Origin of the sequence: Photobacterium andalusiense, from assembly GCF_900185625.1 — a bacterium.
GTDB lineage: Bacteria > Pseudomonadota > Gammaproteobacteria > Enterobacterales > Vibrionaceae > Photobacterium > Photobacterium aquimaris.
This window is the reverse complement of the sequence record NZ_FYAJ01000009.1, coordinates 46,998-72,440: the sequence shown is the minus strand read 5'-3', so window position 1 is coordinate 72,440 and position 25,443 is coordinate 46,998. Positions and strand designations below refer to the sequence as shown.

The 25,443-nt window shown below is 42.2% G+C and carries 20 protein-coding genes and 1 tRNA gene; 10 read left to right on the top strand and 11 right to left on the bottom strand.

Features of this window, described 5'->3' with window-relative positions:
• Positions 1-198: 198 nt before the first annotated feature.
• The 5 genes from PAND9192_RS16695 to rpsU form a co-directional block, all read right to left on the bottom strand.
• A tRNA-Ile gene (locus PAND9192_RS16695) sits at positions 199-274 on the bottom strand.
• A gap of 179 nt (positions 275-453) precedes the next feature.
• Entirely contained in the window at positions 454-2,307 is a 1,854-nt protein-coding gene (gene rpoD / locus PAND9192_RS16690) for an RNA polymerase sigma factor RpoD (RefSeq protein WP_087854648.1), read from the bottom strand.
• Positions 2,308-2,399: 92 nt separating this feature from the next.
• A complete protein-coding gene (gene dnaG / locus PAND9192_RS16685; protein ID WP_087854647.1) occupies positions 2,400-4,154 on the bottom strand; it encodes a DNA primase in 1,755 nt (584 codons plus the stop codon).
• 130 nt (positions 4,155-4,284) lie between these two features.
• Positions 4,285-4,728: a GatB/YqeY domain-containing protein gene (locus PAND9192_RS16680; RefSeq protein ID WP_087821617.1), complete on the bottom strand. Its 444-nt coding sequence runs from the start codon at positions 4,726-4,728 to the stop codon at positions 4,285-4,287.
• A 30-nt stretch (positions 4,729-4,758) separates the two neighbouring features.
• Positions 4,759-4,974 carry a 30S ribosomal protein S21 gene (rpsU, locus tag PAND9192_RS16675; protein ID WP_005301411.1) on the bottom strand — a complete coding sequence of 72 codons (216 nt, stop codon included), beginning with the start codon at positions 4,972-4,974 and terminating at the stop codon, positions 4,759-4,761.
• A 248-nt stretch (positions 4,975-5,222) separates the two neighbouring features.
• Here rpsU and tsaD point away from each other — a divergent pair, with 248 nt between their 5' ends.
• A complete protein-coding gene (gene tsaD / locus PAND9192_RS16670) occupies positions 5,223-6,239 on the top strand; it encodes a tRNA (adenosine(37)-N6)-threonylcarbamoyltransferase complex transferase subunit TsaD (protein ID WP_087854646.1) in 1,017 nt (338 codons plus the stop codon).
• A gap of 64 nt (positions 6,240-6,303) precedes the next feature.
• Here tsaD and plsY read toward each other — a convergent pair whose 3' ends face one another.
• On the bottom strand, positions 6,304-6,918 hold the full coding sequence (gene plsY, locus PAND9192_RS16665; RefSeq protein ID WP_087821616.1) for a glycerol-3-phosphate 1-O-acyltransferase PlsY: 615 nt from the start codon (positions 6,916-6,918) through the stop codon (positions 6,304-6,306).
• Positions 6,919-7,169: 251 nt separating this feature from the next.
• On the opposite strand from plsY, the gene folB reads away from it, so the two are divergent.
• From folB to PAND9192_RS16650, 3 genes are read left to right on the top strand one after another with little or no spacing between them, the layout of a single operon-like run.
• Entirely contained in the window at positions 7,170-7,523 is a 354-nt protein-coding gene (folB, locus tag PAND9192_RS16660; RefSeq protein ID WP_087821615.1) for a dihydroneopterin aldolase, read from the top strand.
• Positions 7,523-7,996 (top strand): 2-amino-4-hydroxy-6-hydroxymethyldihydropteridine diphosphokinase, encoded by a 474-nt coding sequence (folK, locus tag PAND9192_RS16655; protein ID WP_087854645.1) that lies wholly within the window; start codon positions 7,523-7,525, stop codon positions 7,994-7,996. The genes folB and folK overlap by 1 nt, the downstream gene beginning before the upstream one ends.
• 55 nt (positions 7,997-8,051) lie before the next feature.
• Entirely contained in the window at positions 8,052-8,855 is an 804-nt protein-coding gene (locus tag PAND9192_RS16650; protein ID WP_087854644.1) for an undecaprenyl-diphosphate phosphatase, read from the top strand.
• 53 nt (positions 8,856-8,908) lie between these two features.
• On the opposite strand, the gene PAND9192_RS16645 is transcribed toward PAND9192_RS16650, so the two are convergent.
• On the bottom strand, positions 8,909-10,144 hold the full coding sequence (locus PAND9192_RS16645) for a multifunctional CCA addition/repair protein (protein WP_087854643.1): 1,236 nt from the start codon (positions 10,142-10,144) through the stop codon (positions 8,909-8,911).
• 260 nt (positions 10,145-10,404) lie between these two features.
• Between PAND9192_RS16645 and PAND9192_RS16640 the strand changes: the two genes are divergently transcribed.
• Positions 10,405-12,030 carry an AAA family ATPase gene (locus PAND9192_RS16640; RefSeq protein ID WP_200817834.1) on the top strand — a complete coding sequence of 542 codons (1,626 nt, stop codon included), beginning with the start codon at positions 10,405-10,407 and terminating at the stop codon, positions 12,028-12,030.
• Positions 12,030-13,007, top strand: coding sequence for a general secretion pathway protein GspB (locus PAND9192_RS16635; protein ID WP_087854642.1), 978 nt, complete (start codon positions 12,030-12,032; stop codon positions 13,005-13,007). The genes PAND9192_RS16640 and PAND9192_RS16635 overlap by 1 nt, the downstream gene beginning before the upstream one ends.
• 104 nt (positions 13,008-13,111) lie before the next feature.
• Here PAND9192_RS16635 and PAND9192_RS16630 read toward each other — a convergent pair whose 3' ends face one another.
• The 3 genes from PAND9192_RS16630 to PAND9192_RS16620 all read right to left on the bottom strand — a co-directional run bounded on the left by PAND9192_RS16630 (position 13,112) and on the right by PAND9192_RS16620 (position 15,816).
• Positions 13,112-13,723 carry a TIGR04211 family SH3 domain-containing protein gene (locus PAND9192_RS16630; protein WP_087854641.1) on the bottom strand — a complete coding sequence of 204 codons (612 nt, stop codon included), beginning with the start codon at positions 13,721-13,723 and terminating at the stop codon, positions 13,112-13,114.
• A 115-nt stretch (positions 13,724-13,838) separates the two neighbouring features.
• Positions 13,839-15,104, bottom strand: coding sequence for an inorganic phosphate transporter (locus PAND9192_RS16625; protein WP_087821609.1), 1,266 nt, complete (start codon positions 15,102-15,104; stop codon positions 13,839-13,841).
• A gap of 31 nt (positions 15,105-15,135) precedes the next feature.
• A complete protein-coding gene (locus PAND9192_RS16620) occupies positions 15,136-15,816 on the bottom strand; it encodes a TIGR00153 family protein (protein ID WP_087854640.1) in 681 nt (226 codons plus the stop codon).
• Between the two features lie 185 nt (positions 15,817-16,001).
• On the opposite strand from PAND9192_RS16620, the gene PAND9192_RS16615 reads away from it, so the two are divergent.
• The 4 genes from PAND9192_RS16615 (at position 16,002) to hldE (ending at position 23,873) form a co-directional block, all read left to right on the top strand.
• On the top strand, positions 16,002-17,516 hold the full coding sequence (locus PAND9192_RS16615) for a CYTH and CHAD domain-containing protein (protein ID WP_087854639.1): 1,515 nt from the start codon (positions 16,002-16,004) through the stop codon (positions 17,514-17,516).
• Between the two features lie 275 nt (positions 17,517-17,791).
• On the top strand, positions 17,792-19,378 hold the full coding sequence (locus tag PAND9192_RS16610; RefSeq protein WP_087854638.1) for a methyl-accepting chemotaxis protein: 1,587 nt from the start codon (positions 17,792-17,794) through the stop codon (positions 19,376-19,378).
• Between the two features lie 110 nt (positions 19,379-19,488).
• Positions 19,489-22,371, top strand: a complete 2,883-nt coding sequence (gene glnE, locus PAND9192_RS16605) for a bifunctional [glutamate--ammonia ligase]-adenylyl-L-tyrosine phosphorylase/[glutamate--ammonia-ligase] adenylyltransferase (RefSeq protein ID WP_087854637.1) — start codon at positions 19,489-19,491, stop codon at positions 22,369-22,371.
• Between the two features lie 71 nt (positions 22,372-22,442).
• Positions 22,443-23,873, top strand: a complete 1,431-nt coding sequence (gene hldE / locus PAND9192_RS16600) for a bifunctional D-glycero-beta-D-manno-heptose-7-phosphate kinase/D-glycero-beta-D-manno-heptose 1-phosphate adenylyltransferase HldE (protein WP_087854636.1) — start codon at positions 22,443-22,445, stop codon at positions 23,871-23,873.
• 65 nt (positions 23,874-23,938) lie between these two features.
• Here the strand turns inward: hldE and tolC are convergent, their stop codons facing one another.
• Positions 23,939-25,243, bottom strand: coding sequence for an outer membrane channel protein TolC (gene tolC, locus PAND9192_RS16595; protein ID WP_087854635.1), 1,305 nt, complete (start codon positions 25,241-25,243; stop codon positions 23,939-23,941).
• Between the last annotated feature and the right edge of the window lie 200 nt (positions 25,244-25,443).

The following is a 25,443-nucleotide window of genomic DNA, read 5'->3' as shown; positions in this document are numbered from 1 at the left end:
TCATTGTCGATGGTACGTGTGACATAAAAATGATGATTATGTGGAAAAATAAAAACAAAGCTTTGCTATTTATCAAGTGTCAGTGTGTTAATGATATTTTTTATGCTGGCACGACAGTAAAATATACCGTATTGATTATTTTACTGTCGTTAAAAACCAAAAAAGGCTGAAGTAAAATACTTCAGCCTTTTTGAATTTTGGTGGCCCCTCCCAGACTTGAACTGGGGACCAAGCGATTATGAGTCGCCTGCTCTAACCACTGAGCTAAGGGGCCATATGCGGCAAATTATAGGGGATGGCGAAACGCTTGTCTAGCGATTAACGCTAAAAAATTGTTTGCTTTTTCGACAGTTAGAAAAACAGAATCGGTATCTCAAACTTTTAATGTTGTTATTGCATATAATAAAAAAGCGAGCTCAAGGCTCGCTTTTTTGATGACATTATTGCGTGTACTTATTCGTCAAGGAAACTACGAAGTACATCAGAACGGCTAGGGTGACGTAATTTACGTAACGCTTTCGCTTCGATCTGACGGATACGCTCACGAGTAACATCAAACTGCTTACCCACTTCTTCTAGCGTATGATCGGTATTCATATCGATACCAAAACGCATACGAAGTACTTTAGCTTCACGTGGCGTTAGGCCAGCTAGTACATCGTTAGTTGCAGCGCGCAAGTTTGTTGCCGTTGCTGCATCCATTGGTAGTTGAAGTGTTGTATCTTCAATGAAATCACCTAGGTGCGAATCTTCATCATCACCGATAGGAGTTTCCATTGAGATTGGCTCTTTAGCAATCTTCAATACCTTGCGGATTTTGTCTTCCGGCATTTGCATGCGTTCAGCCAATTCTTCAGGTAACGGCTCACGACCCATCTCTTGAAGCATCTGACGTGAGATACGATTCAATTTGTTGATGGTTTCAATCATGTGTACTGGAATACGAATAGTACGCGCTTGGTCAGCGATTGAACGTGTGATTGCCTGACGGATCCACCATGTTGCGTAAGTTGAGAATTTGTAACCACGACGGTATTCAAATTTATCAACCGCTTTCATTAGACCGATATTACCTTCTTGGATAAGATCCAAGAATTGTAGGCCACGGTTGGTGTACTTTTTGGCAATAGAGATAACAAGACGCAAGTTTGCTTCAACCATCTCTTTTTTCGCACGGCGTGCTTTCGCCTCACCAATTGACATGCGACGACTAATATCTTTGATGCGCTCAATAGATAGGCCGGTTTCTTGCTCTAGTATGCGCAGCTTTAACGTCGAACGGCGAAGATCTTCTTCATAGTTCTTTAGACGTTCAGCGTAAGGCTTGCCTGAGTTAAGTGCAGTGTCAATCCAATCACTGTTTGATTCATTACCACCAAATAGGCTAATGAATGTTTTCTTTGGCATTTTGCTGTTATCAACACACATACGCATGATAAGACGCTCGTTAGTGCGTACCTTATCCATAGAATCACGTAGTGAGCTAACTAGACGGTCAAATTGCTTTGGAATCAGACGGAATTGCTTGAAGATTTCTGATAACTCTTCAACGGCAACTTCGGTAGTAGCGTGTTGACGACCATTTTCACTAATAGCTAACGCCATTTTTTCATAGGACTGACGTAGTTCTAGGAACTTTTCACGTGCTAGTTCTGGGTCAATGCTACCGTCGTCTTCTTCTTCGTCTGTCTCATCATCATCGTCATCATCGTCTTCAAGATCTTTATCTTCATCTTCAAGATCAGTTTCGCTTAGCTCTGAACCAATGTGCGTTGCTGTTGGTGCTGCGGTCGCTTCTTCGTTTGGATCAACAAAGCCTGAAATGATATCAGTTAGACGAAGTTCATCAGCTTCAACTTTGTCAAACTGCTCAAGTAAGTGAGCGATTGCTGAAGGGTATTCAGCAACAGAACATTGAACTTGGTTAATACCATCTTCAATGCGTTTTGCGATATCAATTTCGCCTTCGCGAGTAAGTAGTTCAACCGTACCCATTTCACGCATGTACATACGTACTGGGTCAGTTGTGCGACCGATCTCGCTTTCTACGCTTGATAATGCTTGCGCCGCTGCTTCAATGGCGTCTTCGTCGGCATTATCTTCAGTCATCATGAGTTCATCGGCATCAGGGGCAGTTTCAACTACCTTAATGCCCATGTCATTAATCATTTGAATAATGTCTTCAACCTGATCAGAATCAACGATATCTTCTGGTAGGTGGTCATTTACTTCGGCGTAGGTCAGATAGCCTTGTTCCTTGCCTTTAGCAACAAGTAACTTTAGCTGTGACTGCGGATTTTGCTCCATAGACGGTATCCAACTTCGGGTCTGAGTGATAATTTAGTATGCAGAGTTGCAAACCAGTCATTATAACAAATTTCTTAATTGTTGACTACTTATTAGACAGGGCGATTCAGCGTTAATAGCTGTAACTCCTGCTTTTCTTCGACTGATAAGCCGACAGTTCTTGATTTAGTCTGCAACTGTTCAATTTGTTGATTAACACATTGGATAATTATTTTATCCATTGCGTCTAAAAATACATCGAGGCTGTTGTCTTCATCATTTGACAACGGCAACTCCCACGCGGCAAGCCGAGCCATCATGGCTTCATTCTTGGTGCCACGCCAATATTCTAAAAGCTGTCCTGTGCTAATATTGGGGTTGTTTCGGCATTTATCAACTATCGAGAGCAATAAATTTAAGCCGGCAAGCTCAATACCAGTAAATGCATCCATATCAAATTCAAGTTGTTGCACAAAGTGTGGATGCTGAATCAGCAAGGCAATAACTTCTCGCATCGGGGTGCGTTTAATTTGTACTTGGCCGACAGGCTTGGTGACTTGACCATGTTTTGAGAGTAATTGTTGTAATTGTGCTTCATCGGGTAAACCGAGTTTTTTACCCAACAACTCTCGCAAGTATAGTCGTAGCGTACCACCTGGTACTTTATCAATTAAAGGAACCGCTAGGGTGGTTAATTTGGCTTTTCCTTCACGACTACTAGTATCAATTTGAACCATTAAGCTGTTAAATAAAAAGTCAGATAATGTTGTCGCAGTATCAATGCGTTGCTCAAATTGGGTTTTCCCTTCAGCACGAATACACGAATCTGGATCTTCGCCATCGGGTAAAAACATAAATTTTAACTGGCGGCCATCGGTGAGAAAGGGTAATGCTTGTTCCATTGCTCGCCATGCAGCTTCACGTCCAGCACGGTCACCATCATAACAACACACAACGGTACTAGTTTGACGGAATAGACTTTGAATATGATCGCCCGTAGTAGCCGTTCCTAGGGATGCGACAGCGTAATCGACACCAAATTGGGCCAAAGCTACCACATCCATATAACCTTCTACCACCATGATTTTTTCAGGCTCACGATGGGTTTGTAAAACTTCATATAAACCGTAAAGCTCACGGCCTTTATGAAAAATATCCGTTTCCGGTGAGTTAAGGTATTTCGGTGTACCATCACCTAATACTCGACCACCAAAACCAATCACACGTCCACGGCGATCATGAATCGGAAACATCACTCTGCCACGAAAGCGATCATAACGACGACCTTGGTCGTTTTCGATCAGCATTCCAGTGTTTACAAGTGCTTTTTGCGATTCATTATCACGCCCAAAGCGGGTGCGAACCATGTCCCATTGATCAGGAATAAAACCGATATTAAATTTCTTTACAACATCGCCAGATAAGCCTCGACCTTTAAGGTAATCAATGGCAACTTGTGCTTCTGGTGCGCGTAATTGTGATTGATAAAACTGTGAAACTTGGCTCATCAACTCATAGTAATTACGTTTATCAGCAGCTTTAGGACCACGTGGCGCAGTGCCATCATTTTCTCGTGGAACTTCTAACCCTAACTGTGAAGCAAGCTCTTCAATGGCATCAACAAACTCTAATCGATCATACTCCATTACGAAGTCAAGTACATTGCCGTGAACACCACACCCAAAACAATGATAGAACTGTTTTTCTTGGCTTACCGAAAAAGATGGTGTTTTTTCATTATGAAATGGACAACAAGCACCAAAGTTCTTGCCTTGTTTTTTGAGTTTTACACGCGCGTCAATGACATCGACAATATCATGTCGAGAGATTAAATCATCGATAAATGAACGCGGTATTTTTCCTGCCATAACAAAGTAAACAACCTAGAGTAAGTCAATAAAGAGTGTAACGGTGGCCCGTTAAAGTGGGATTGTCAGATACAAACAAGCCGCGCATTCCAAAAGAATAGCACGGCTTGTTGCAGAATAAGAGGAGTGATTAACCGAGCTTGATTTTCACCAGCTTGCTAACAATCCCCATATCGGCACGACCCTGAATTTGCGGTTTCAGTACGCCCATAACCTTACCCATATCTTGCATGCTAGCAGCACCCGTTGCAGCAATAGCTTCATCCATCAAAGCAGAGATTTCATCTTCACTTAATGGTTGAGGCATAAATTCTGCAAGAACACTGATTTCAGCATGTTCAACATCAGCAAGATCTTGACGGCCTGCAGCTTCATATTGAGCTACAGAGTCACGACGTTGTTTCACCATTTTGGTCAACACTACTAACACGTCGTCATCGGAAAGAGTGATCTTTTCGTCAACTTCGCGTTGTTTAATTGCAGCAAGCACCAAACGGATGGCACCAAGACGAGGTTTATCCTTCGCCTTCATCGCCGCTATTTGTTCGCTTTTTAGGCGTTCAATAAGAGTCATTACGCGATCCTTCTGTTTATAATCTAACGATTAGTACAGACGAACGCGACGCGCGTTTTCGCGAGCCAATTTCTTCAGGTGACGCTTAACTGCCGCTGCTTTAGCACGCTTACGTACAGTTGTTGGCTTTTCGAAGTGCTCACGACGACGAACTTCAGAAAGGATACCTGCTTTTTCGCAAGAGCGCTTGAAACGACGTAGTGCTACGTCAAACGGTTCGTTTTCACGTACTTTGATTACTGGCATGTAATACTCACCTCAGAGTGATTCGGTTTAATACTGACGTCAAAGTGTCAGTCGATTAAAATGGTGCGAAATTCTAATCTGATTTGGGGGTATTTGTAAAGCATTCTGCGCCTATGAACTGGTTAATTTGTGTTAACAGCGGTAACATGGCACTCAATTCCCCCCTTACAAACCTACATGAATTATCGGTTGTTATTGAAACTATACTGATTTTTCATATTGGGTCACCGAATAGTATAGAGGCTGTTATGCGTATATTGGGCATTGAGACCTCCTGTGATGAAACAGGTATCGCAATTTTTGATGATGAAAAAGGATTATTGGCACATGAACTTTACAGTCAAGTAAAGTTACATGCTGATTATGGCGGTGTGGTGCCAGAGCTAGCATCACGTGATCATGTTAAAAAAACCATTCCATTGATTACGGCGACACTTGCAGCTGCCGGCTTAACCCCAGACGATCTTGATGGTGTTGCCTATACCGCAGGTCCTGGTCTGGTTGGTGCACTATTAGTTGGTGCGACCATTGGTCGTAGTCTTGCATACGCATGGGATTTACCGGCTGTGGCAGTCCACCATATGGAAGGCCACTTATTGGCTCCAATGTTGGAAGATAACGCCCCTGAGTTTCCATTTGTGGCGCTACTTGTTTCTGGTGGACATACCATGATGGTGGATGTTCGTGGTATTGGTGATTATCAGATCCTTGGTGAATCTGTTGATGATGCGGCAGGTGAAGCGTTTGATAAGACGGCTAAGATGATGGGTTTAGACTACCCAGGAGGTCCGTTACTGTCCAAAATGGCTGAACAAGGTACTCCGGGGAGATTTAAGTTCCCACGTCCAATGACGGACCGTCCAGGGCTTGATTTTAGTTTTTCAGGTTTAAAAACCTTTGCGGCGAATACAATTCGTGGCAATGATGATGATCCACAAACGCGTGCTGATATTGCTTACGCATTCCAAGATGCAGTGGTGGATACATTAGCGATTAAATGTAAGCGCGCATTGAAGCAAACAGGCTATAAACGGTTGGTGATTGCCGGTGGCGTAAGTGCCAATAAATCGTTACGTCAACAACTTGAAACCTTGATGAAAGGCATGCATGGCGAAGTGTTTTATCCACGTACTGAGTTTTGTACCGATAATGGCGCGATGATTGCTTATGCAGGTATGCAGCGTTTGAAAAATAATGAATTAATGGATCTTGGGGTTAAGGTTTATCCGCGTTGGCCCATTGATCATTTGAAACCTATTTCATAATAGCTATTATATGTTAGGTTAAATAAAAAGCGAGAGTGAATACTCTCGCTTTTTTTATGCATTTTTATTGCTTTTCGTTACTTTTTCGGGCAAATTTCTGCCATATCTTGGTTTCGTCGCCATCAAGTAAACGCCGAATATTGTCTTGGTGTCGAAAGATAATTAAGCACGATAGCATTGCTACTGGCATGGTGTATTCAGGTTTAACCATCCATGTCATCAGTGGCGCAGCTAAGGCGGTGATCAGCGATGCTAGTGATGAGTAACCTGTGAGTGTTAACGCTAATACCCAGATACTTATTAAACTGCCGCTAAGATCCCAGCCGATAGGTGCTAGGGCACCAAGTGCTGTTGCAACGCCTTTGCCACCTTGAAAATGAAAGAAAATCGGATAGATATGACCTAGGCAAGCAGCAATACCAATAATGCCGAGTAGAAAAGGGTTTAAGCCAAAAAAGTAGCTTAACCATACTGGAATCATGCCTTTAAGAATATCAGCAACAAGAACTAATGTTGCTGCAACTTTTCCACCAAGGCGAAGGACATTGGTTGCTCCTGGGTTATGTGAGCCATGAGTTCGAGGATCAGGGAAGTGGTACAGTTTTGAAATTAACACTGCACTGGAAATTGATCCTAATAAATAGGCAGCAATGATCATCAGTAACGCTAATGGTGTCATGCAATATCCTGATTCTGTAAACGTTAAATTGTGCTAGGTGCAGACGTTAAATGTTAGTTAGATCTTATATTTATCAATATTGGTGCTGATAAATATCAGGGTGTTTATGGCTGTGATATAGTCGCTGTCATGGTCAATATTAACTGTATTGTTGACCTGTTAGTATTTATTAAAAGCTAACAATATTGCCTGATAATACGCGTTTTTGTGTGTATTAGGTATCCGACCTCTAACAAAATTAGCGATTAAATATGGACACGGTATTTATAGAACAACTTGAAGTTATCGCCACTATTGGAGTGTATGACTGGGAACAACAAATTAAGCAAAAATTGGTGCTGGATTTGGAGATGGCTCACGATAATCGTCCAGCAGCAGTCAATGACGACGTCAATTTAGCCTTAGATTATTCAACAGTAAGTTCTGCTGTGACTGAGTATATCACTCAGGGACGTTTCTTATTGGTAGAGCGAGTTGCTGAAGATATTGCTAATTTAATTATGACTCAGTTTGCAGTGCCTTGGATTAAAGTGAGAGTGACTAAACCTGGTGCTATTGCTAATGCGCGTGGGGTTGGAGTTCAAATTGAGCGGGGTATGAAGTAGTGATCACCGCTTATATCAGCATTGGTAGCAATGTTGAGCGTGAACATTATTTACCTGCTGGAGTTGCTGCTGTTGCGAAATTGGCAACGGCATGGCGAATGTCACGTATTTTTGAAGCAGAACCTGTGGGTTTTGAGGGTGATAATTTTTTTAATAGTGTCATTGAAATAAAAACATCATTGTCACTGGTTACTCTGCAGCAGTCACTAAAAGAGATTGAACGCCAGCTTGGGCGACCAGATAACGCTGCAAAAAATCAAAGTCGTACTATCGATCTTGATATTTTACTTTACGGTGATGTGATCAATGAAGCGTCACCGACGTTACCGCGTTCTGATCTGTATAAATTTGCATTTGTACTATGGCCAATGAGTGAGCTGTGCCCTGAGTTAGTTATTCCAGGGCAACAACAAACAATTGCACAATTATGGCAACAATTTTCACCTCAACAGTCATTATGGCCTGTTGAATAATACTGAGTAAATTATTACTTGCCTAAGATGTTAAAATATCAATTAAGGATAATGAATGAGTCACTTTGAAGCGATAATGCTTGCCCTGCTACAGGGATTAACAGAGTTTTTACCTGTATCAAGTTCAGCCCACCTGATTCTACCGTCAGAAATACTGGGATGGCCAGATCAGGGACTTGCATTTGATGTTGCGGTTCACGTAGGTACGTTATTAGCGGTAATGATTTATTTCCGTAAAGAAGTCGTTACATTACTGGGCGCGTGGCTAGCTTCAATTTTTAAACGTCAGCATAATGCTGAATCAAAATTGGCATGGATGATTGTTATTTCAACGATTCCAGCCTGTGTATTTGGTTTGTTGATGAAAGATTTCATTGAAATGTATTTACGTTCAGCATGGGTAATTGCTTGTACGACAATCATTTTTGGCTTGCTGTTATGGTGGGTAGATAAACATGCCAAGCAAACAGATAATGAATATCAAACTACATGGAAAAGTGCGGTATTGATTGGTTTGGCGCAAGCTGCAGCTATTATCCCTGGCACATCGCGCTCAGGTGCGACCATGACCGCTGCATTGTACTTAGGCTTTACTCGTGAAGCGGCTGCACGATTTTCATTCTTGATGTCGATTCCAATTATTCTGCTTGCTGGTGGTTATCTAGGTCTTAAATTAGTAACAGGTACCGAGCCGATTGATATCAGTAACCTTAGTATTGGCATCGCGGTATCATTTATCAGTGCATATGCTTGTATTCATGTGTTCTTAAAGCTTGTAACCCGTTTAGGAATGACACCGTTTGTTATTTACCGCTTAATTTTAGGTGTGGGTTTATTCCTATTTCTATGGGCTAAGTAATAACTAACTTATGTATTATAAAAAAGCCGACATTATGTCGGCTTTTTTGTGACTTAAGCTGAAGGTCGATGTTGTTGCAGATAGTCATCAACGGCTGCAATGCGTGATTGGGCTAATTGATGTTTTATATCTGCTCCTGTAAATCCCGCAGCAATGATCGGTTTGACAGAGACTGCTTGAGCAATATCAAATACAGCAATGAGAATATCTGCCTGTGGGTAGAGCGTATCTTCTAGATCTTGACGACCTCGAGCATCAGCTCGGCAACAGATGGCTAGCTGTGCAATACGTTCTGGTTTTCGCCAACCATCTATCTGATCAAAAATAGTAATAAAAGTGCTAGCTCGCATTTCTTGTGCATGGTGTATTTTGGTGTGTTGTGCACATACAAGTAACGCTAGATCTCGGTATTCATTGGGTACTTTTATGCGTTGGCAAAGCTGTTTAATAGGTTTAATACCATCACGACAATGGGTTTTATGGTGAGGTAAATCATCTTTAGGTGATAATGCTTTTCCAAGATCGTGTACTTGGGCTGCGAAACGAATGATGGTGCTGTCACTCAATAGCGCCGCTTGTTTAGCAACCAGCAATGTATGGATGCCACAATCAATTTCTGGATGCCATTTAGGCGGCTGTGGTACGCCAAATAAAGCATCGATTTCAGGCATGATCACTGCTAATGCACCACATTGGCGTAATACGGTTAAAAAGATTTGTGGATCATCACTTGAGAGTGACTTTTGCCATTCTTTCCATACTCGCTCAGGTGTTAGGTTTGCCAACTCACCACTGATGACGATTTCTTGCATTAATGCCATGGTTTCTGCGGCAATAGTAAAACCAAGGTGAGCAAAACGTGCTGCAAAGCGGGCTACGCGTAACACCCGTAATGGATCTTCACTAAATGCTGGTGAGACATGGCGTAAGATCTTATGCTCTAAATCATGCTTACCATGGTAAGGATCAACCAGTTGCCCATGTTGATCTTGGGCTATGGCATTGATGGTTAAATCACGTCGTAATAGATCTTGTTCAAGGGTAACATCGGCAGCAGCATAGCAAGTAAAGCCAGTATAACCATGACCTGATTTTCGCTCAGTACGTGCGAGGGCATATTCTTGTTTGGTTTGAGGGTGGAGAAATACTGGAAAGTCAGTGCCGATTTGTTCATAACCTAAATCAAGCATAGCAGTAGGGGTTGTACCAACAACGACCCAGTCTTGATCTGTTATGGGTAAACCCAATAAGGTGTCGCGCACAGCACCACCGACAAGATAAGTTTGCAATGAAGACTCCTTAATACCACGCAGAGGTTAATAGTTGTAGATCACAATAAAAATCATCATTATCACATCATGACAATGTTAATCGGTATTATTTTGTTAACCAAGATACACTGATTTATTTAGCATCATGATAGCAAAGATTGATCCGTAATGAGAGTGGGTCGCTATTATGCAGCCGATATGACTGCTGATGTTGTTAGCGTAGTTATTAATAGTGCTGACAATGTATTCATAAATAACGTAAGTATCAGAGTATATATATGTACCAAGATTTTTTTGGCATAACTGAAGCTCCGTTTTCAATTGTGCCAAGTGCTCGTTTTCTCTATCTCAGTGAGCGTCATCGAGAGGCCCTGACCCATATGTTATCTGGGCTCACTGATGGTGGTGGTTTTGGGCTATTAACCGGTGAAGTTGGTACCGGAAAAACCACTGTATTGCGAGCGATGATTTCACGATTACCTCAACAAGCACAAGTGGCTGTTATTTTAAATCCAGCGCTGTCATCACATGATTTGTTAGCGACTATTTGTGATGAATTAGGTTTAAATTATGGTGACGATGCAAGTTTTAAGCAGCTAACTGATGTTATTTATCAGCATCTTATTGCTAATCATGCGGCAGGTAAGCAAACACTATTGTTAGTCGATGAAGCGCAGCATTTAATGCCGGATGTGTTAGAGCAACTACGTTTATTGACCAATTTAGAAACCGATAGCCGCAAGTTATTAAAAGTGGTTTTAATTGGCCAACCAGAATTACAGCAATTATTACAGCAAGAGCGTTTACGCCAATTAGCCCAGCGTATTACGTCTCGTTATCACTTATTACCATTGACTGAAACGGAAGTCAGTGAGTATATCCATTACCGCCTAAGTGCAGTTGATTGTCTCTATCCTGTATTTGATGCCAATGTGATTAGCTATATTGCGAAGCAAACGCAAGGTGTACCAAGGTTAATCAACTTGGTATGTGATAAATCAATGCAGCTTGCGTGTCAGAGCGGTGTACATAGCGTTACTAAAGCAATGGCGATTCAGGCTTGTGAAGATATTTTTAGTTGGCAAGTACCGTCAACAGCCACAGCGAAAACGACGTCGGCATGGCTACCTTGGACTGTTGCTGCGACATTATGTGGCGTTATGGTTGCGGCAGTATGGTATTACTGGCCTCAACATACTTTAGTGCCAGAGCCCAGTGTCGCCACCACCGTTGCGCCAGTTTCTACTTTAGCAACCACGCCAGCATCGGTTGCAATACCTGCCACTGTAAGTGCGGAGTCACGCTTAATTGCAATGATTAAAGATAGCCGTCAGCAACGTAATGCGATGCAGAGTTTGTATCAGTTATGGGGTTTTGATACCGCGTTAAATCAAGCGACATGTGCAACCAGTTCTCGTATCGCATTAACGTGTTTTTCTGGTACTACAACTTTAGCGCGGTTAGGCTTGATTAATCGGCCGGTGATCGTGACCTTAAAAGATGGGCAGCAACAGCCATTTTATGCGGTGGTATATGCCATTACTCACGAGCGGATTGAATTACTATTGGATCATCAACGTATTGCAGTGACACCAGCGTGGTTTGAAGCACGCTGGAGTGGCCAATTTAGTTTGCTATGGCGGCCACCGCTAGGAGATAAAACCACGATCCGTTTTGGTCAGAGTGGTCCACGAGTAGCATGGTTAAACCAGCAGCTGAATAGCTTCTTAGGTGAAAGTGGGCCTAAAGTGAGTTATTTTGATCAAACCGTATTAGATAAATTACGTCGTTTTCAGCGCGCACAAGATATTGCCGCTGATGGTATTGCTGGGCCTGTGACCCTGATGATCCTTGATTCTGCCCTCAATCTTCCAGGTCCTACGTTACAACCGGAGCAAGCATAATGTCTCAGTTATTAACGGCATTAAAGCAATCTGATACCAATAATAGTCAGCAATCAAATAGTAAAAACAATGATGCTGAGACCATGAAAATCGTGCACCCAATGCGAGCAGTGAAAGCCCAACAGTCGCGTTCTAAATGGATAGTACCAATCTTGATTGCATTATTGCCCGCAGCGTCAATTGTGGCTTATAAGCTGTATCAACAATCATCAGTCACGACCTTGGTTGCGTTAAATACTCAGCCAGTGGTAGTAAATAAAACGCCATCAGCGTCGACTAATACAGTGTTACAGCCACCACAAAAACCACATACAGCACCGACGACATCAGCGGGTGATGTGATTTTTATGCCGTATCCGGAGATGGTTACTGAGCCTTTACCTATCAATGATAGCCTGTATTCGGCTGCACCAGCTTATGTATCGCATACTGATGCTAATCCATCGTTACATGATAGTGATAGCCAATACGGCGACCTAGGTCCAACTTATGATGATGTCGTCACTAAACCAGTTAAACGCGCTGCTAAAGCATTACCAGCGTCGCATGACCCTTATAAGCTTGATAATCTCGATTTATCTGATTTATCCCCAGATTTAGCAGCCAAGCTTAAATCAGCGATAGTGGCTACCGATGGTGAAGACTACCAAGATAGTGATGTTGATCGGAGTACTGCTGAACGCAATGCTACCGAAGAGAAGGTAGCATCAGCAACGTCAGCTATTACTGCCAATAATCAAGTAACGCCAATTGGATTGTTACCCGCAGCAGTACAACGGCAGTTACCTAAAATGAATTTTAATCAGCATATTTATTCTTCTACTCCAGCTAAACGATGGGTAAAAGTCAATGGTCATGAGCGTCATCAAGGTGACATGGTTGCGAAAGGGGTTAAGTTAGTAAAAATTGAATCAAGGGATGTGATTTTGGCATTTGATGGTTACCAATTTAGCATGCCAGCGTTATCTGAATGGTAAGAGTGGTTACAAATTAATACCATCAAAAAAGGCAGCTAATGATTAGCTGCCTTTTTGTTTTTATGCGGTGGTTGATAACAGCACGGGGTTATCAATACCGAGGATTATGCCCAACCATTGGTACGTTTGCGACGACGTGGTGTGATATGCGGTAATATCAATCCTAATAATAATCCCGCTCCAGCAACGACACCACCATAAGTAAACCATTTCATTAACAGATCATCTTTTTGAGTGTCAATTTTTGCGCGTAGCGTGCGAACTTCATCTTGAGCTGTGGTGAGCTCATTTTGTAGTTGGTGATTACGGGTTTCAAATTGGCTAATTTGGTTGGTACGCTGAACTAAGGTTTTATTGAGTTCGCTATTTTGAGCGTTATTGCTAGTAAGTGCGTCAGCTAGCTGCGCTTTTACTGTTGCTAGTTCGGTTTCCAAAGCGGGTAAACGCTTTTTAAGCGCAACATCAGTAGAAATAAACTTAGATTCAACCCAACCGCTACGACCACGATCATCAGTAATGCGACTGTAGTTTTTATTGGTTTCGAGCACAGTTACGGGAGAGCCTGCGTTAACACTACCGACAATACGATATTGGCTACCAGGGCCTTTTAATAGGTAAGTAAATAAATTATCAGAAATATACTGAGCTTGTTCAGCATTAGCGATCGGGCTAATCAGCGTAAAACAGAACAAAAAAAAACTTATGAGGTGCTTCACTATTGAATCCTTGATGAACCTGAAATAGTTAGAGTTCGAGGATAGTAAGAGCTTTATAGGAAGGGGGCAAGAAAAGAGAGAGGGGGAGACCTCTCTCTTTGAACTCTGCCACTATTTAACTAAATAATGCTTGCATAATGTAGAAGAAAATGACAGCAAGTAATGCACCTGCTGGTAAAGTCACAATCCATGATGCAACGATGTTGCGAACAACACCAAGGTTAAGAGCAGCAATACCGCGAGCGAAACCTACACCCAATACCGCACCAACAAGTGTCTGTGTGGTTGAGATAGGTAAACCTGTGCCTGATGCTAGTACAACAGTCGATGCTGTTGCTAACTGAGCAGCAAAACCACGGCTCGGTGTTAACTCTGTGATGCCTGTACCTACGGTAGCCATTACTTTATGACCAAGAGTAGCTAGACCGATGACGATACCAATACCACCTAATGGAAGGATCCACCATGCGATTTGGCTTTGCGCTGCAATTTGGCCAGAGCTTTCAATGGTTGAAACAACCGCTGATAGTGGACCAATCGCATTTGCTACGTCGTTTGAACCATGGGCAAATGCCATCGCACACGCTGTAACAACCATCAATACGCTAAATACACTTTCCACACCGGCATAACCATTGCTATCAACAAGATCATCATCCGCATATTTACGCTGAATGTAGAAGTAACCTACAACCATGATAATCAAAGAGACACCAATAGATACGATCCAAGCTTCACCGGTAGATAAATGCAAACCAATGTGTTTCAGGCCTTTCTTAATTGTTACCAATGCAATGACCATCGCTGTGATAAACATGTAGACAGGAACAAAACGTTTTGCATTTTTCATTGGGTTATCAGTATCAAAGATTAATCTTTGAGCACTGATGAAAATCAGATACGCAAATATACCGGCAATAAGCGGTGTAATTAACCAGCTACCCACAATACCTTGAATTGAATGCCAATCCACTGCATTGGTGCCAACTGACACACAGGCAAAACCGATGATAGCACCGATAATAGAGTGTGTAGTTGAAACAGGCCAGCCCATAAAAGAAGCGACAAGTAGCCATGTACCAGCAGCAAGAAGCGCTGACATCATGCCAAAAACGAGGGTTTCAGGGTGGCTTGCATATAGAGAAGTTTCGATAACACCCTGTCGGATAGTATCGGTAACTTCACCACCTGCAAGATAAGCACCTGCGAATTCAAAAATCATCGCAATGATGATTGCTTGTTTTACTGTAAGTGCTTTTGAACCAACTGAAGTACCCATGGCATTGGCAACATCATTTGCACCAATACCAATCGCCATCAAAAGACCAAAAAAAGCTGCCACTCCGATTAATAGAGTGCCGTAGTTAGCCAGGATTTCCATTGTAAAACCTTGTTTTGTTTAATTCTCGTTATTAAGAACGCGAAAGCATAATTTCTAAACGTGAGCCGACACGCTGTGCTTGATCAGCAATTGCGCCTACCCACTCGAGAATTTTGTACAGGAACATGACATCCACCGGGCTGTGTTGGTCTTCGATGGACATTAATTGTTGACGTAAGACAATCTGCATAGCATCGGTATCATCTTCGATAACATCTAGCTGATTAATCATTTCAGCAACAAGCGTCACTTCTCTGCCTTTGAAACCAGTTTCGAGTAATTCATCCAGTTCATTGATTACACGGCGAGCTTGATCAGCTGCGTCTAAACAACGTTGAATGTATGCCACAAAGTCTGGGTACATGATAGCAGGAACTTGTAGCTTACGTCCTAAGACTCGACCAGCGATATCTTTGGAGAGGTTAGCGAGTTTGTCCTGCTGGGTTAACAGTCCTAACATATCAGTACGATCTACTGGCATGAAAAGACCACGAGGAAGCTTCAGACGGATCTCACGCTTAAGCACATCCGCATCTTTTTCAAGTTGCGAGATTTGTTCGCGTAAAATAGCCGCCTTTTCCCAGTCTCCAGCATTACATGCTTCAAAGAACGGGATAAGCAGGTCACAACATTCAGTTACGCGAATAACATGACGTTGTAATGGTTTGATTGGGGATTTTGCAAAGAGCCCCATAATTGTATTTACTGGCATAGCCGATCAACCTAAAGAGCGCCCGAATAAGGCTAAATCTTGAGCGATGGTCATTGAATCGCGCATGTTAACGTATTAAAGAGTATAGTGGAACCAGTTTTGATCAAGGTTTTATTGATATTTCTCACTTGCCCTTCTGTGAAGAAGCAAATATCCTTGGTTTGCCACTGTTTATAGGTATAACTATGGAAACCGAGATAGAACTGAAGTTTTTTGTCTTACCAGAATTTTCGACCCAGCTATTGGATAAAATTTCCGCAGCTAAAATTCTGCAACAGAGTCGTCGTGAGTTAGGTAATGTTTACTTTGACACTCCCGACCAATTATTGCGCCACTATGATATTGGTTTGCGCATTCGCCGCTTTGATGATGTATTTGTTCAAACATTGAAAACGGCAGGTCGAGTTGTGGCTGGATTACACCAGCGTCCAGAGTACAATGTTGAAGTGCATAGCACTGAACCAAGTTTAGCACTCCATCCAATGGATGCTTGGCCTCATGGTTTTGATGTCGCAGCAGTACAACAGCACATTCAACCATTGTTTAGTACTGATTTTACTCGTCAGCAATGGTTGGTTGCAATGGCTGATGGTAGTCAAATCGAATTAGCCTTTGATCATGGTGAAGTGAGCGTTGATGATAAACGTGCACCTATTTGTGAAGTTGAATTAGAGCTTAAATCGGGTCAAACAGATGCATTATTTACGTTAGCGCGCGAATTATGCGCTGATGGCGGAATGCGATTAGGTAACCTTAGTAAGGCAGCTCGTGGCTATCGGCTTGCTGCTGATTATCAAGGTGATCCAATTAAGCCATTAGTCTTTGTTGAGACAACGGCGCAAGATTCCGTTGAAGAAACATTTATTCATACCCTTGAGCATGCACTTGAACATTGGCTATACCATGAACAAATTTATGTGGAGCGCCAAGATCCACAGGCATTAGTTCAAATTTCACAAGCATTAAGTTTATTACGACAAACTTTTGCCACTTTTGGCGGCATTATTCCTCGTCGTGCTAGTGCCTTGTTACGTCAAGAGCTGCAATGGCTAGAAGGTGAGCTTGATTGGTTAGAAGAAGCCAATAGTATTCAAGAGCTAGTTGATGATAAAGCTTATGTACTGCGTAAACTAAATGTACGTAAAGAGCTACAACAACAATTAGAGCTTCGCTACGTTCAATTGCCTGATAGCGAAACGATGATCCAATTGATGCGATCAGCACGCTATTGTGGTTTATTACTTGATTTAAGTCGTTGGATTTTAAGTCGAGGTTGGCAACCTTTTCTTGATGATAAATCCCGTACAAAATTAGCGGCGCCAGTAAAAGCATTTGCAGATAATATGCTAACCCGCTCATGGTCTGAGTTACTAGATGTCTTTCCTGCAGAGCGTCAACTTAGCCGTATTGATTATCTTGATCAAAAACCACGCTTAGTGCGTAATTTGATGAGTGGTATTGCTTTTGCAGGGTTGTATGATGAAGAACGTCGAGCCTGTTTTAGAATGCCATGGCTAGACTTATTACAAGGCTTAGAAGACTTACGTGAGTTAGAGCCAATTCGACAGTTATTACCGTTATTTGAAGGTGATGATTTAGCTCAAGTGGAAAAATGGTTGCAACGACAAGAAGAATCACTGCTACATGCAATGAGTCAGACCCGTCAGATCAGCATTGAGTTAACGCCGTATTGGCCATAACCTAATCTCGATAACCCAGTCTCTTATAACAATAACGCCTCGCTTAATGCGGGGCGTTGTTGTTTCTAGCGTTACAATAATTTCATCATAACAACAACCATATGTGGTGCAGATCATGTTTTGATAGCTCGATTGTGCTCAGTACTAAATATTTATTCGTTGATGTCGATAACGTACTTAGACCATCATGATCTGGTGATGATATTACTGGCTTGCAAATAACACTATCACGATCAGCGTGAGGGGTTTAAACGTTTGCAATAGGGAGATAACAAATGGCAACGCTAATGTTTAAACCATGGGAAAAATGGCTAACAAATCTTAAATTAACCTCCAAACTGATCATGTTAATGGTATTTAGTACATTATTGTTAATCGGCAAGCAATTGTGGGATGCCGAGTTATTTTATCAATCTGTTATCGTTAACCAACAAGCTAAAGTCCAGCAATTAGCGCAGTCTAATGCACAAACGTTAACGGCATTGATAGCCAATCAGCCGCTAGATTCAACATCACTTGAGCAGCTTTTAACTGCTTCAGTGGCAAGTGAAAATCTGTATATTATTGATTATAAAAATAATAACCTTGATAAATCCAAGTTAAGTCAGGAGGTTAATCTAAGTCAGCCATTATCAAATGGTCAAACATTGATTAGCCTTCTTAGCAGCCACTCCAGTCAGCAGGCCTTTTCGCTACCAGATAACCAAGGCTATGGTTATATTGTCAAATTAGCGAGTGTCAATTTAGCCGTGATTAGCTATCAATCAAACGCAGTAGCGTTACATTATTATCAACAATATCTTGTGCAAATTGTATGGCAAACGGGATTGATGATATTGATTTTTATGGTGGTTTTATTGCTGGCCTCACGTGTTATGTTACGTCAGATTGGTTGTTTAAAACAAAGCATTCAAGCATTAGCTCACAATGATTTATCACAATCGCTACAGATGGCGTGTCGAGATGAGTTTGGTGAACTAAGCCGTGAATTAGAGCAAACTCGTTGTCAGTTAACGACGGCATTTGTTGCTCAGCACCAGGCTGCTGTTTCGCTGTCACAAGCGGCAGAAATGATGTCGCTAACCATGGAGCAAACCAAAGAATCTGCGCAAGAAGAGTTTGCTGAAATTGATCAATTAGCATCTGCAATGGCAGAAATGACATCAACAGTACAAACGGTAGCGGGTCATGCTCGTGATGCATCTAATGCGACGCTTGATACTTCAGAGCAAGCGGCAACAGGGCAGCAGTTTGTTGGTCGAACCATGGTAACCATTAATCAATTATCAAATGATATTACCCAATCGGCAGCGGCGGTTAATCAAGTTGAAACTCGAGTCGATAAAATAAGTTCTGTGATTGTGACCATTCAAAGTATTTCTGAACAAACTAATTTATTAGCACTTAATGCAGCTATTGAAGCGGCTCGAGCTGGAGATGCTGGGCGTGGCTTTGCGGTTGTTGCTGATGAGGTGCGTAATTTAGCCCAACGAACCCAGACTGCAACCGTTGAAATTCAAGATATGATCGCCCAATTACAACAAAGTGCTCAGCAGGCAGTAGCTTTAATGGAGCGCAGTGTTGTTGAAGCTGCTGAAGGGGTTGAACTGGTTACCAATGCTGGTGGCGAGTTGAATAAAATCGTTGAGCAAATCCAACAAATTAACGATATGAACTTTCAGATTGCCGCGGCAGCAGAACAGCAAAGTACTGTCGCTGATGAGATGAATATCAATTTAACCAATGTGCGAGAGCTCGCTAATGGCTCAGTGGGAGTGGTGACTGAGCTTGCCTTTACCGCTGTTGATATGCATCAACAAGCTAATGATCTCAAAAATAAAATAGCCACTTTTAAGGTATAAATAACCCACGTTTAGTTCGCTAAAATAAATTTATAACGCCCGTCAGTTGATGGGCGTTTTTGTATGCTAAATTAGAACTCTTTATCGAGTTACTTGTTCAAGGACAGCACATGGCGATCGAAAAATCATATCCAACTATTCATCATTGTAGCGATTTAGTCGCCGCAGCAGATTTAGCGTGGGAGAAACTCACTCAGCAACAGCCACAACAACTGGCGTTATGGCAAGATGAAGCCAAAAATGAGTTATATGCTATGTTGGGTTTGAGTGATTTTATAAGTGCTTCTTTACAACAAGATCCTCAATTACTTGAGTGGCTACTTGAGCATTATCAGAGTTGTGAAGCGATTGATTACCGTCAATTATTAGCCCTGCAACTTGCTCAAGTTACCGATGAAGCCAGTTTGATGCGTAGTTTACGGCATTTTAGACGCCGTTATATGACCTTGATTGCTTGGCAAGATTTTAGCCATCGAGTGGTTCTAGAACAGAGTTTAGCCAGCTTATCGCTATTGGCTGAAGCATTAATAATGGAAGCTTATCATTGGCTCTATCAGCAGTGTTGCACTGAGTGGGGGACGCCAGTTAATGATCAAGCTGAGCCCCAACCAATGTTAATTTTAGGCATGGGTAAATTAGGTGGTGGTGAGCTTAACTTCTCATCAGATATTGATCTTATTTTTACCTATCCAGAAAATGGTGAAACGGTAGGTGGCCGCCGTAGTCTGGCTAATGCCCAGTTTTTTACACGTCTAGGGCAGCGGTTGATCAAAGCGCTTGATCAAATCACTTATGATGGTTTTTGTTATCGCGTTGATATGCGTTTGCGTCCTTTTGGTGATAGCGGTCCATTAGTGATGAGCTATGCGGCATTAGAAGATTATTACCAAGAACAAGGCCGTGATTGGGAACGCTATGCGATGATCAAAGCACGAGTGATGGGTAAAGAAAGCTTTAGCCAATATCAAGGCTTACGCCAAATGTTACGTCCATTTGTGTTTCGACGTTATATCGATTTTAGTGCTATTCAGTCGTTGCGGCGTATGAAAGCGATGATTGGTAGTGAAGTGCGCCGACGTGGGTTGACCAATAATATTAAATTGGGCGCTGGTGGTATTCGAGAAGTAGAGTTTATTGCTCAGTCTTTTCAATTGATTCGAGGTGGGCGAGAGCCAAGTCTACGTGGTCGAGGATTATTACCGACCTTAGCTGCAATTAAAGCTTTGGCGTTGTTACCTGATGCCGATGTTGACACGTTAACCAGTGGCTATTGCCATTTACGGCGGTTAGAAAATCTACTACAAGCGATTGATGATAAGCAGACTCAAACGTTGCCAGATAAGCCGCTCGATCAAGCACGATTAGCATGTGCAATGGCACAACCTGATTGGGCGTCATTAATGGCCATCACAACGCAGCATATGACCGCTATTCACGCTATTTTTGACGATATTATTGGTCATGATGATCAAGATAGTCAGCAAGAAGTTGCCACGCAGTATCATGAAATGTGGGCAATGGTGACCAATGAAGATGTGTTATTAAGTATTTTGGCAGAAATTGAAGCCCCAGAACAACAGCAGCAAGCGCAAAATTTAGTGTCTTTTAAGCATGAGCTGTTTAAACGCACTTTAGGCCCACGTGGGCGTGAAGCGTTAGCGACTTTAATGCCTGAAATTTTAGCGCAAGTGGTATTGCGTCAAGATGCAGTTCAGCTACTGCCACGATTGACTAAATTGATTATTCGTATTGCTACTCGTACCACCTATCTGGAGTTATTAACTGAACATCCGGTCGCACTTAAACAACTGATTCGGTTATGTGCAGCGAGCCCAATGGTGGCCGATCAATTAGCGTTATACCCATTATTATTAGATGAACTGCTGGATCCTCAGCACTTGTATCAACCGACAGAACTCACCAGTTATCAAGATGAATTACGTGAATATCTTGCTCGTATTCCTGAAGAGGATATGGAGCAACAGATGGAAGCTATTCGGCAGTTTAAACAGACTCAATTATTGCGCATAGCAGCCGCTGATATAGCAGGTGTACTGCCATTGATGAAAGTAAGTGATCACTTAACTTATCTTGCTGAAGCGATTATTGCTGCAGTTGTCAACCAGGCATGGCTACAAATGGTGGCTAAATATGGTGAGCCAAGTCATTTACTTGAGCGACAAAGTAAAGGTTTTGCTGTGATTGGTTACGGCAAAGTGGGTGGTTGGGAATTGGGTTATGGCTCTGATCTTGATTTAGTGTTTGTCCATGATTGTCCTGATAATGTTTATACCACTGGTAATAAAGAGATCGATGGGCGACAGTTTTATTTGCGTTTAGCGCAGCGAATCATTCATCTGTTTTCTACCCGTACTGCTTCTGGCGTCTTATATGAGGTTGATATGCGATTACGACCATCAGGCGCATCAGGATTGTTAGTCACAACAGTCAGTGCTTTTGGTGAATATCAACAACAACAAGCATGGACATGGGAGCATCAAGCCTTAGTTCGTGCGCGAATGGTGTATGGAGATGCGCAGTTACAAGCGGCCTTTAGCGAGGTTCGTCAACAGGTATTAACTCTTGAGCGAGATTCAGCGCAACTCGCAAATGATGTCGTCACCATGCGTCATAAAATGCGTGCCCATTTAGGTAAGAAAAAAGCGGGTATGTTTGGACTGAAACAAGATCAAGGTGGGATTACAGATATTGAGTTTTTAGCGCAATATTCAGTGTTAGCTTATGCCCATCAGCAACCCGCTTTAACACGTTGGTCTGATAACATTCGAATCTTTGAATCACTGGCTGCTAACGGCATTATTGATAGTATTACAGCAGCACAATTACAACACGCCTATTGTGATATGCGCAATGCTATTCATCGGTTGAGCTTATTAGGATTACCGGCTTATGTTGAACAACAACAATTTGTTGATGAACGCCATATTGTGGCGCAAGTGTGGCAGCAATGGCTCGCATCACATACGGTTTAGTGACTATCGTGATGCCTCTTGATTTTAGTTTATGTTAATATTTAAAGGTTGCCATATTCTCGGAGAAAGAAATGAAACTGACGCTGCCTGATTATAACCACGCAGAAGTATTGATTGTTGGCGATGTAATGTTAGATCGCTACTGGACTGGACCGACTGAGCGAATTTCACCTGAAGCGCCAGTGCCCGTGGTTAAGGTTGATCAGATTGAAGAGCGCCCGGGCGGCGCAGCAAACGTGGCAATGAATATTGCAGCGTTAGGTGGCCATGCTAAATTGATCGGCTTAACAGGAGTCGATGAGCCAGCACGTGCGTTAACTGAAAAACTATCGTCACTGAATGTGAGTAGTGATTTTGTTGCGCTAGCTGAGTACCCAACGATCACTAAACTACGGGTAATGAGCCGTGGCCAGCAGTTGATTCGATTAGATTTTGAAGAAGGCTTTCAAAATGTCGAGCCTGCATTAATACTTGAACGTATGCAGCCTGCGTTGGCTAATGCTAAAGCAGTGATCTTATCAGATTATGCCAAAGGTGCGTTGGAGCATGTACAGTCGATGATTCAATTGGCTCGTGCTGCTAACTTACCGGTTTTGATTGATCCTAAAGGCACTGATTTTGAACGCTATCGTGGTGCAACTTTGCTGACGCCAAATTTATCTGAATTTAAAGCCGTTGTTGGTTGTGTAAACTCAGAACAAGAGTTGGTTGAAAAAGGCATGGCGCTTATTGAGCAATATGACTTTGACGCGTTGTTAGTGACGCGTTCCGAACATGGTATGACTCTGCTTGAAAAAGGCTGTGAACCGCTGCATATGCCAACGTTGGCGCAAGAAGTTTATGACGTAACGGGTGCTGGTGATACGGTTATTTCTGTATTGGCAGCATCATTATCAGCAGGTAAATCGTTGTCTGACTCTTGTAAGCTAGCGAATGCTGCGGCGGGCGTAGTGGTAGCGAAACTTGGTACTTCAACCTTATCAACTATTGAATTAACCGAAGCGATTCATGGTAGTCAGGATAGTGGTTTTGGGGTGATCTCTGAACCTATGTTGGTTGAGGCTGTAAAAGCTGCGCGTGCGCGAGGGGAAACTGTCGTTATGACCAATGGTTGTTTTGATATTCTTCACGCTGGTCATGTCGCTTATTTAACGCAAGCGGCAAAGTTGGGTGATCGACTTATTGTTGCAGTTAACTCGGATGATTCAGTAAAAGGTTTAAAAGGCCCAGGTCGACCTGTTAATCCAGAAGATCGTCGTATGGCAGTGTTAGCAGGTTTAGGTGCTGTCGATTGGGTGGTTCCGTTTACCGAAGAAACACCGCAACGCTTGATTAGCGAAGTATTACCGAGCATTTTGGTGAAAGGTGGTGATTACACCCCTGAACAAATTGCGGGCGGCAAAGAGGTAATTGCTGCGGGTGGTCAAGTGTTGGTGCTTAATTTTGAAGATGGGTGTTCAACTTCGAAAATTATTGAAGCTATTCGTGGTGGACGTGGTTAATCTCAGGATTAGTTACAATAAAAAAAGCGCCGTCAGGCGCTTTTTTTATATCGATATAATTTGACTTACTTAGTTTGAATTAAGCCAGCATTAATATCTAATAGATCTTGTTCACTTAGAGTACCGACAGCTTGTTTCAACTGTAGGCGCGCTAGAATATAGTCATAACGCGCATTAGCCAATTCGCTGTTAGCTGAATATAGGCTACGGGTTGAATCTAGGACGTCAACAATAGTACGGGTACCAACATCAAAACCAGCTTCGGTAGCTTCTAATGCAGATTTTGCTGAAACGACTGATTGCTTATAAGCATTAATCGAACCAATAGTGGCATTAATGTTGTTGTAGTAGTTACGTACATCTTTAACTACCGTGCGGTACTGAGCTTCAAGATCTTCACTTGCCGATACATATTTATATTGGGCTTGTTTTACTAGTGAAGACGTATTACCACCGCTGTAAACCGGTAAATTAAGTTTAATACCAGCAGTTAGATTACCTTGATCAGGTCTTGCTTGAGGGTTTGCGCTAGTATCATCATACTGATAGCCTGACTCAAACGATAGCGTTGGTAGATGACCTGAGTCTGCCAGTGAAATGTTATCACGCGCAATGTCTTGACCAATACGTGATGCTAATAAAGTTAGGTTTTCAGTTTCAGCATCTTTAACCAGATTATCAGCTACTTGTTGTGGTTTACTTGCCGAGAAGCTGGCGGTATTTAACGGGTCGAGTGATGAATATGCGTGACCTGTAATTTCACGTAATTCTTCATAGCTATTAGCAAGGGTGTTTTTCTTTACAATGATAGATGCAAGCACGGTATCGTATTGTGCTTGAGCATCGTATACATCAGTAATTGCTGATAGGCCAACTTGAAAGCGCTGTTTCATTTGCTCTAATTGACGACCAACGGCTGCTTTTTCTGCTTCACCAAACTTTAAGTCATCTTTGGCTTTTAACACATTAAAATACGCTGATGAAACGCGTAGAATTAGACCTTGTTGCGCGACGGCATACGCAGCATCACTTTGACGAGCTTCTTTTTCTGAGATATCAAGACCAACCCAACTGGCACGGTTGTATAATGATTGGCTTAATGTCACGCCACCGCTAAACCCATTGTCTTTAGCTGCTTTTGAATCAAGGTAGTAAGTGTTATAGCCAGCAGAAAGATTAATTTGTGGCAAAAGGGTACTACGTGAAGAGTTGATTGCTTCAAAAGCTGCATCTTTATCGGCCGCGGCTTTTAGAAGTGTTGGATCATTTTGCTTGGCTTGCTGATAAATCTGAGCGAGATCGTCAGCCGATGCTGATTGACTGATAGAGCCAATTGCAAGGCTGATAATGATTGGAAGCAATTTTTTCATGGATGCCTTTCCTGGTCTTGCTGACAAAAAATGGGAATGAATATAGAGTACAAGCGCTATTTTACCTAAAGCAGGCTTGCTTGAAACTGATCATTACGTAGTTTTACTTAATGATTATATTTTAACATTCAACTATAAGCTCATTGTAATCGATTTAATAAACAGCGTGTCAAAAAGATACATGATATTTGATTGTTTAA

Excerpts from the sequence above, each read along its gene's own strand:
- rpoD (WP_087854648.1), bottom strand. The coding sequence starts at position 2,307 with ATGGAGCAAAATCCGCAGTCACAGCTAAAGTTACTTGTTGCTAAAGGC.
- dnaG (WP_087854647.1), bottom strand. The coding sequence starts at position 4,154 with ATGGCAGGAAAAATACCGCGTTCATTTATCGATGATTTAATCTCTCGA.
- PAND9192_RS16680 (WP_087821617.1), bottom strand. The coding sequence starts at position 4,728 with ATGACTCTTATTGAACGCCTAAAAAGCGAACAAATAGCGGCGATGAAG.
- rpsU (WP_005301411.1), bottom strand. The coding sequence starts at position 4,974 with ATGCCAGTAATCAAAGTACGTGAAAACGAACCGTTTGACGTAGCACTA.
- tsaD (WP_087854646.1), top strand. The coding sequence starts at position 5,223 with ATGCGTATATTGGGCATTGAGACCTCCTGTGATGAAACAGGTATCGCA.
- plsY (WP_087821616.1), bottom strand. The coding sequence starts at position 6,918 with ATGACACCATTAGCGTTACTGATGATCATTGCTGCCTATTTATTAGGA.
- folB (WP_087821615.1), top strand. The coding sequence starts at position 7,170 with ATGGACACGGTATTTATAGAACAACTTGAAGTTATCGCCACTATTGGA.
- PAND9192_RS16650 (WP_087854644.1), top strand. The coding sequence starts at position 8,052 with ATGAGTCACTTTGAAGCGATAATGCTTGCCCTGCTACAGGGATTAACA.
- PAND9192_RS16640 (WP_200817834.1), top strand. The coding sequence starts at position 10,405 with ATGTACCAAGATTTTTTTGGCATAACTGAAGCTCCGTTTTCAATTGTG.
- PAND9192_RS16635 (WP_087854642.1), top strand. The coding sequence starts at position 12,030 with ATGTCTCAGTTATTAACGGCATTAAAGCAATCTGATACCAATAATAGT.
- PAND9192_RS16625 (WP_087821609.1), bottom strand. The coding sequence starts at position 15,104 with ATGGAAATCCTGGCTAACTACGGCACTCTATTAATCGGAGTGGCAGCT.
- PAND9192_RS16620 (WP_087854640.1), bottom strand. The coding sequence starts at position 15,816 with ATGCCAGTAAATACAATTATGGGGCTCTTTGCAAAATCCCCAATCAAA.
- PAND9192_RS16615 (WP_087854639.1), top strand. The coding sequence starts at position 16,002 with ATGGAAACCGAGATAGAACTGAAGTTTTTTGTCTTACCAGAATTTTCG.
- PAND9192_RS16610 (WP_087854638.1), top strand. The coding sequence starts at position 17,792 with ATGGCAACGCTAATGTTTAAACCATGGGAAAAATGGCTAACAAATCTT.
- glnE (WP_087854637.1), top strand. The coding sequence starts at position 19,489 with ATGGCGATCGAAAAATCATATCCAACTATTCATCATTGTAGCGATTTA.
- hldE (WP_087854636.1), top strand. The coding sequence starts at position 22,443 with ATGAAACTGACGCTGCCTGATTATAACCACGCAGAAGTATTGATTGTT.
- tolC (WP_087854635.1), bottom strand. The coding sequence starts at position 25,243 with ATGAAAAAATTGCTTCCAATCATTATCAGCCTTGCAATTGGCTCTATC.